Origin of the sequence: Mesorhizobium sp. B2-4-14 (assembly GCF_006442155.1) — a bacterium.
GTDB lineage: Bacteria > Pseudomonadota > Alphaproteobacteria > Rhizobiales > Rhizobiaceae > Mesorhizobium.
The window spans coordinates 65,316-71,585 of sequence record NZ_VFVA01000028.1 but is presented as its reverse complement, the minus strand read 5'-3'; the positions used below and the strand labels follow the sequence as shown (position 1 = coordinate 71,585).

At 62.9% G+C, this 6,270-nt stretch carries 7 protein-coding genes; 6 read left to right on the top strand and 1 reads right to left on the bottom strand.

Translation table 11 applies throughout. The features are described from left to right. Positions 1-208: 208 nt before the first annotated feature. The 6 genes from FJ938_RS21925 to leuC all read left to right on the top strand — a co-directional run bounded on the left by FJ938_RS21925 (position 209) and on the right by leuC (position 5,808). Positions 209-622: an organic hydroperoxide resistance protein gene (locus FJ938_RS21925; RefSeq protein WP_140697320.1), complete on the top strand. Its 414-nt coding sequence runs from the start codon at positions 209-211 to the stop codon at positions 620-622. Continuing rightward, entirely contained in the window at positions 619-1,161 is a 543-nt protein-coding gene (locus FJ938_RS21920) for a MarR family winged helix-turn-helix transcriptional regulator (RefSeq protein WP_140697317.1), read from the top strand. The genes FJ938_RS21925 and FJ938_RS21920 overlap by 4 nt, the downstream gene beginning before the upstream one ends. A 203-nt stretch (positions 1,162-1,364) precedes the next feature. Continuing rightward, positions 1,365-2,162: a transporter substrate-binding domain-containing protein gene (locus FJ938_RS21915; protein ID WP_140697314.1), complete on the top strand. Its 798-nt coding sequence runs from the start codon at positions 1,365-1,367 to the stop codon at positions 2,160-2,162. Between the two features lie 201 nt (positions 2,163-2,363). Then, the gene (locus FJ938_RS21905) at positions 2,364-3,170 is read left to right on the top strand and encodes an amino acid ABC transporter permease (protein ID WP_140697311.1); all 807 of its coding nucleotides are present in this window, start codon (positions 2,364-2,366) and stop codon (positions 3,168-3,170) included. A gap of 100 nt (positions 3,171-3,270) precedes the next feature. Next, complete coding sequence (locus tag FJ938_RS21900; protein ID WP_140697308.1) at positions 3,271-3,906, top strand: class I SAM-dependent methyltransferase; 636 nt, start codon at positions 3,271-3,273, stop codon at positions 3,904-3,906. A gap of 492 nt (positions 3,907-4,398) precedes the next feature. Beyond that, complete coding sequence (gene leuC / locus FJ938_RS21885; protein ID WP_140697305.1) at positions 4,399-5,808, top strand: 3-isopropylmalate dehydratase large subunit; 1,410 nt, start codon at positions 4,399-4,401, stop codon at positions 5,806-5,808. A gap of 36 nt (positions 5,809-5,844) precedes the next feature. On the opposite strand, the gene FJ938_RS21880 is transcribed toward leuC, so the two are convergent. After that, complete coding sequence (locus FJ938_RS21880) at positions 5,845-6,162, bottom strand: hypothetical protein (protein ID WP_140612882.1); 318 nt, start codon at positions 6,160-6,162, stop codon at positions 5,845-5,847. Positions 6,163-6,270 lie beyond the last annotated feature (108 nt).

Sequence of the window (6,270 nt, the reverse complement as noted above, 5' to 3'; positions counted from 1 at the left end):
CACCAATTTACAAAGCTCAATCAACGCGCAAAACAAAACCCCGCCGAAAATCGACGGGGTTCGTCAGCAGTCTGAGGCGGCTTCGGCCGCCTTTTTTCGTTTCACCAAGCTGTGAACGCCTCCATTCTCGGAAGCTGGATCCGGGTGTTGACGGCATATTATCTTGTGTACTAAATAATAGCGCACAAGATAAAGGGAGAAACATAATATGGTACTCTACACGGCACAGGCTCACGTCACCGGCGGTCGCGCCGGCCACGGCGAGACCAGCGACGGCCTCCTGAAAGTCGATCTGGCCATGCCCAAGGAACTCGGCGGGCCGGGCGGCGCTACCAATCCCGAGCAGCTCTTCGCCATCGGCTACGCCGCCTGCTTCGAAAGCGCCATCCGCTTCGTCGCGCGCAAACAGAAGCTGCCGCTTCAGGACGCCGCGATGACCGCCACCGTCAGCCTGCTCCCCAATGGCGAGGGCTTCAAGCTCGGCGTCGCGCTCGCGGCCGAAACGAAAGGCCTTGATCAGGCGGCGGCGGAAGCGCTTGTATCGGAGGCGCACAAGATCTGCCCCTATTCGAACGCCATCAGGGGAAATGTCGATGTGGCGCTTTCGGTAAAGGCGGCATGACGACAAAAGTCGAAACGAGAGCCAAGCATGTCCCGGCGGATGCCGCCGGGGCGATCCCGGTTCCGCGTCTCGACCAGCAGCTCTGCTTCGCGCTCTATTCGGCGAGCGGGTTGATGACCAAGGTTTATCGCCCGCTGCTCGAGCCGCTTGGCCTGACCTATCCGCAATATCTGGCGATGCTGGCGCTGTGGGAGCGCGCGCCGAGCACGATCGGCGAGCTTGGCGAAGCGCTTGGCCTGGACTCCGCAACGCTGACGCCGCTGCTCAAGCGGATGGAGGCGGGCGGCCTCGTCACCCGCCGGCGCGATGCCGCCGACGAGCGCCGGGTGCTAGTCGAGCCGACCGCCAAGGGCCAGGCCCTTCGCGCGCGCATGAAGGACGTGTTGTCGGCACTTGCCTGCGCCGTGCCGCTGGGGCCAGACGAGTTGAAAACCCTGCACGCAACGCTCACGCGTCTTGTCGCTAACTTGCGCAAGGCAACGGCTGATGACGGGTCGACGGATGCGGAAGTTTCGATCTCGGACATGGGAAAATTGTAGCCGCCAATGCAGCCGCCCACCGCACCCGCCCGCCGGAGCACGGATCGTTGCGGAAAGCTGGGGTTGAAGGCAGCCAAATCCGTTTTCGCCTGTCCTGATGCAGCGGACCGTCTTGCATGGCGCTTGCGGGAAGCTAAAGTCGGCGCCAGATTTCCTGCAGGCCCGGCCGACGTCCGGGCGCTTTAATTTCCGGGGGGTATGTCATGATCAAGTCGAAACTGCTGCTGGCCGGCCTGTTGGCCCTCGTTCTGGCGCCCGTCGCCGCTTTTGCCCAGGCACTGCCCGATCTTGGCGGCAAGAAGGTGGTGGTGGTGACCGAAAACGCCTATCCGCCGCTGCAGTTCATCGACGCCAAGACGGGAAAGCAGATCGGCTGGGAGTACGACGCGATGAACGAGATCGCCAAGCGGCTGAATTTCAAAGTCGAATACCAGAACACCTCCTGGGACGCGATGATCCAGGCGGTTTCCGACAACCAGTACAACATCGGCATGACCGGCATCACCATCAAGGACGACCGCAAGGAGAAGGTCGATTTCTCCGACCCTTATATGCGCTCAGAGCAGTTCATGCTGGTGCGCGGCGATGAAAGCCGCTTCACCGACGCCAAGACGTTCGGCGCCGTCAAGGACGGGCTGATCGGCGCGCAGGCGGGCACCACGCCCTTCTACACCGCCGTCTACAGCGTGCTCGACGGCAATGAGCAGAACCCGCGCATCAAACTGTTCGAGACCTTCGGCGCCACGGTGCAGGCATTGAAGTCGGGCGACGTCGATGTGGTGCTCACCGACGGCACGGCGGGCAAGGGTTATGTCGATGCCTCGGAGGGCAAGCTGAAGCTGATCGGCGGACCGCTCGGCACCGAGGATTTCGGTTTCATCTTCCCCAAGGGCTCCGACCTGGTTAAGCCGGTCAATGCCGCGATCGCGGCGTTGAAGGCCGACGGCACTTTCGATGCGCTGAACAAGAAGTGGTTCCTTGATTACAAGATGGGTCAGTGATTTCCTGCTGACTTTGCGCTTGAACGCCCCCCTCTCCCCTGCCGGGCATCTCCCCCTCAAGGGGGGATATTGGCAGCTTCGGCCTCGTCACTCATTTTATGACGCTGGGTATCGGCGAAAGCCAACGCGACATTCGATCTCCCCCCTTGAGGGGGAGATGGCCGACAGGCCAGAGGGGGGTGCCTTGGCGCGATCCTTTTGATGCAGCCCTCTTCCTCCAAACCCGAATTCCCCTGGTGGCTCGCCGTTGCCGCCGTCCTCGCACTGGCGGCGGCATTGTTCATCGCCACCAGCGATCTTTATGCCCAGGTCTTCGCTACCGTCGCCAAGGGCATCGGCATCACCGTCTTCGTCACCGTGGTCGCCTTTGCGCTGGCCTCGATCATCGGCCTCGGCATTGCGCTGATGGGCCTGTCGGGTTCGCCCTGGTTGCGGCAGATCGCCCGCTTCTATGTCGAGATCATCCGTGGCGTGCCGATCCTGGTGCTCCTGTTCTGGATCGCGTTCGCCGGCGCGCCGGCCTTTGTCGTGGCCTGGAACACGCTGATCGCGCCGCTGCAGAGCGCCGGCCTGCTCGGCGAGCTTCTGGTGCGGGACGTCTCGCTGTTGTGGCGCGCCATCATGGCGCTGACCATCGGTTATTCGGCCTTCATCTCCGAGGTTTTCCGGGCCGGCATCCAGGCGGTCGAAAAGGGCCAGATCGAAGCGGCCAAGGCGCTTGGCCTGAGCCGCTCCCAGCGCTTCCGGCTGGTCGTATTTCCGCAGGCGATCCGCACCATCCTGCCGCCGCTGGGTAACGACTTCGTCGCCCTGGTCAAGGATTCCTCGCTGGTCTCGGTGCTCGGCGTCGCCGACATCACCCAGATGGGCAAGGTCTATGCCGCTGGCTCGTTCCGCTTCTTCGAGACCTATTCGATCGTCGCCTACATCTATCTCATCCTGACCGTCGGCCTGTCGCTGGCACTCAGGGCACTGGAGCGGCGCTTGCGCCGCCAGCACGAGGAATAGTTTTTGGGCAAAGACAGGGCTATCTTGCCTTATGCATGTCATTGGCCCAAAACCGCGACGCCCTTTTGGGCGACATGCATAAGCGGGAGAAGCAAGACCGATGATCGTCGACAAGGCCAATGCGGCGCTGGATTCCGTCTATGGAGCCGACACGCCGGAAACGCTGGCGCAAGCCTATGCCGCATGGGCCGCGACCTATGACAGCGAGACCGCTTCGCTTGGCTATCTCCTGCCGTTCCTCATCACCGCCTGGGTAGCGCGCCATGTGCCGGCGGGTGAAGGGCCGCTGCTCGACGCCGGCTGCGGCACGGGCCTGTCAGGGCCATCGCTGAAGGCGCTGGGTTACTGCGATATTGCCGGGCTCGACCTGTCGGACGACATGCTCAAGATCGCCGGCAGCCGCAATGCGTATGGCGAGCTGAAAAAGGCGATGCTGGGCGGACCGCTGCCATGGCCGGATGGCCATTTCCGCGCCTTCTTCTCGACTGGCGTGTTCACCATCAGCCACGCGCCGGCGTCGGGCCTGCACGAACTGGTGCGCATAACGCGCAAAGGCGGCCACGCCATCTTCACCGTGCGCGACCAGGTTTTCGAAAGCGGCGGTTTCCAGGCCGTGTTCGACGACCTCACACAGGCAAGGAAATGGCGCCTGGTCGAGCAAAGCCCGTGGTTCCGCTGCTATGCCATCGCCGAGCCCGATGCGCTGGTGAAGACGTTTGTGTTCGAGGTTCTGTAGGGTCTCAAATTCGCGGAGTCGCGCTGCCCCTCATCGCCCTGCCGGGCACTTCTCCCCGTATAGTGACGGGGAGAAGGGGCTGGCCGCAGCCTCGACGCCTTTCTCTGGCGACGTAGACGATTGGCGAAGTCAGCGATGAGAGCTTCCCTCTCCCCGTCACTATACGGGGAGAGGATGCCGGCAGGCAGGTGAGGGGCAGCGCCAACGTCTGGATGGGTTGAGGGATAATTCAAAGCCTGAGCGGTTGCCTGAGTCATCGGATCAACCAATTGCCGAAAAGGTAAAACGTTGCTATCTACGCCGCCATGGAAGAGCTTTTTGGCAATCCGGCCTATAAGGGTTTCGTGCTGCAGGACAGGAAACGCCTGCCGTCGCGATTCTCCGCGCGCGTGTCCGGCGCCCTGACCAGCCGACTTCGCTGATCCCCGACGGTCGGCCGCAGGCTTGCGGCATCTGCTCCTTTCCTCATTCCAAATCGACGGATTTACGCACATGAGCGCACCGCGCACCCTCTACGACAAGATTTTCGACGACCACGTCGTCGACCGCCAGGACGACGGCACCTGCCTGCTCTACATCGACCGCCACCTCGTCCACGAAGTGACCAGCCCACAGGCCTTCGAAGGCCTGCGCCTGAGCGGCAGGAAAGTCCGGCATCCAGAAAAGACGCTGGCCGTGGTCGACCACAACGTCTCGACCTCGCCCGAGCGCAAGTTCGGCATCAAGAACGAGGAAAGCCGTATCCAGGTCGAGGCGCTGGCCAAGAACGCCAAGGATTTCGGTGTCGAGTATTATTCCGAGAACGACATCCGCCAGGGCATCGTCCACATCATCGGCCCGGAGCAGGGTTTTACCTTGCCCGGTATGACCATCGTCTGCGGTGACAGCCACACTTCGACGCACGGTGCCTTCGGCGCGCTGGCGCACGGTATCGGCACGTCGGAGGTCGAGCATGTGCTGGCGACGCAGACGCTGATCCAGCGCAAGGCCAAGAACATGCTGGTGCGCGTCGACGGCCAGTTGCCGGAAGGCGTGACCGCCAAGGACATCATCCTGGCCATCATCGGCGAGATCGGCACCGCCGGCGGCACCGGCTACGTCATCGAATATGCCGGCGAGGCGATCCGCTCGCTGTCGATGGAAGGCCGCATGACCATCTGCAACATGTCAATCGAGGGCGGTGCCCGCGCCGGCCTGATCGCGCCCGACGAGACGACCTTCGCCTATGTCAAGGACAAGCCGCGCGCGCCGAAGGGCGCGGCCTGGGACGCGGCGCTCGAATACTGGAAGACACTGCAGTCGGACGAAGGCGCGCATTTCGACAAGGTGATCGTGCTCGACGCGGCGAAACTGCCGCCGATCGTCTCCTGGGGCTCCTCGCCGGAAGACGTGGTGTCGGTCCAGGGCGTGGTGCCAAATCCGGAGGAGATCACCGACGAGAATAAGCGCACCTCGAAGATCCGCGCGCTCGATTATATGGGGCTGACGCCGGGAACCAGGATCACCGACATCGCGCTCGATCGCGTCTTCATCGGCTCCTGCACCAATGGCCGTATCGAGGATCTGCGCGCCGCTGCCAAGGTGGTCGAGGGCAGAAAAGTCAATCCACGTGTCAACGCCATGATCGTGCCGGGCTCCGGCCTGGTCAAGGAACAGGCGGAAGCCGAGGGTCTCGACAAGATCTTCCTCGCCGCCGGTTTCGACTGGCGCGAGCCGGGCTGCTCGATGTGCCTGGCCATGAACGACGACCGGCTGAAGCCACATGAACGCTGCGCCTCGACCTCGAACCGCAATTTCGAGGGCCGGCAGGGGTTCAAGGGCCGCACCCATCTGGTGTCGCCTGCCATGGCGGCGGCTGCGGCGATCGCCGGCCACTTTGTCGATATCCGCGACTGGAAATAATCCAGCCCGGGCGGAACCCGGGCCGCGCGGCCCGGGTCAAGCCTTCCCGTCGCGCCGGATGAGTTCGTGGAATTCCTCCCGGTGCCCAGGTTCGTCGGCCGCGACGACAAGCGCCAGTTGCTGCTCCTCAAAGATCTTGAACCACTCGTCCCATTCGACGAGCTCATAGCCACCGGCATTGACCGGCCGTTCCGGCTGGTCCTGATCCTGATAGGCGTGCTGGCCGAAGACCAGCCTCAACATCGGCTGCGTTCCCGCCTCGGGCGATATGTCGACGATTGCCGGAAAGCCGGCGCGCCCGGCAGTCCATGAACGGATTGCATCGTGGTCGGTCAATGTGATCGTGTCGGCCATGCTCTGCTCCTGATGGTGAATGCATGAACGCCGCCGACAGCGCTGGGTTCCCCCGCAACATATCGTGGCGACACTCCGAGTTTAACCGCTTGTTTGCGCTTGCCCTCT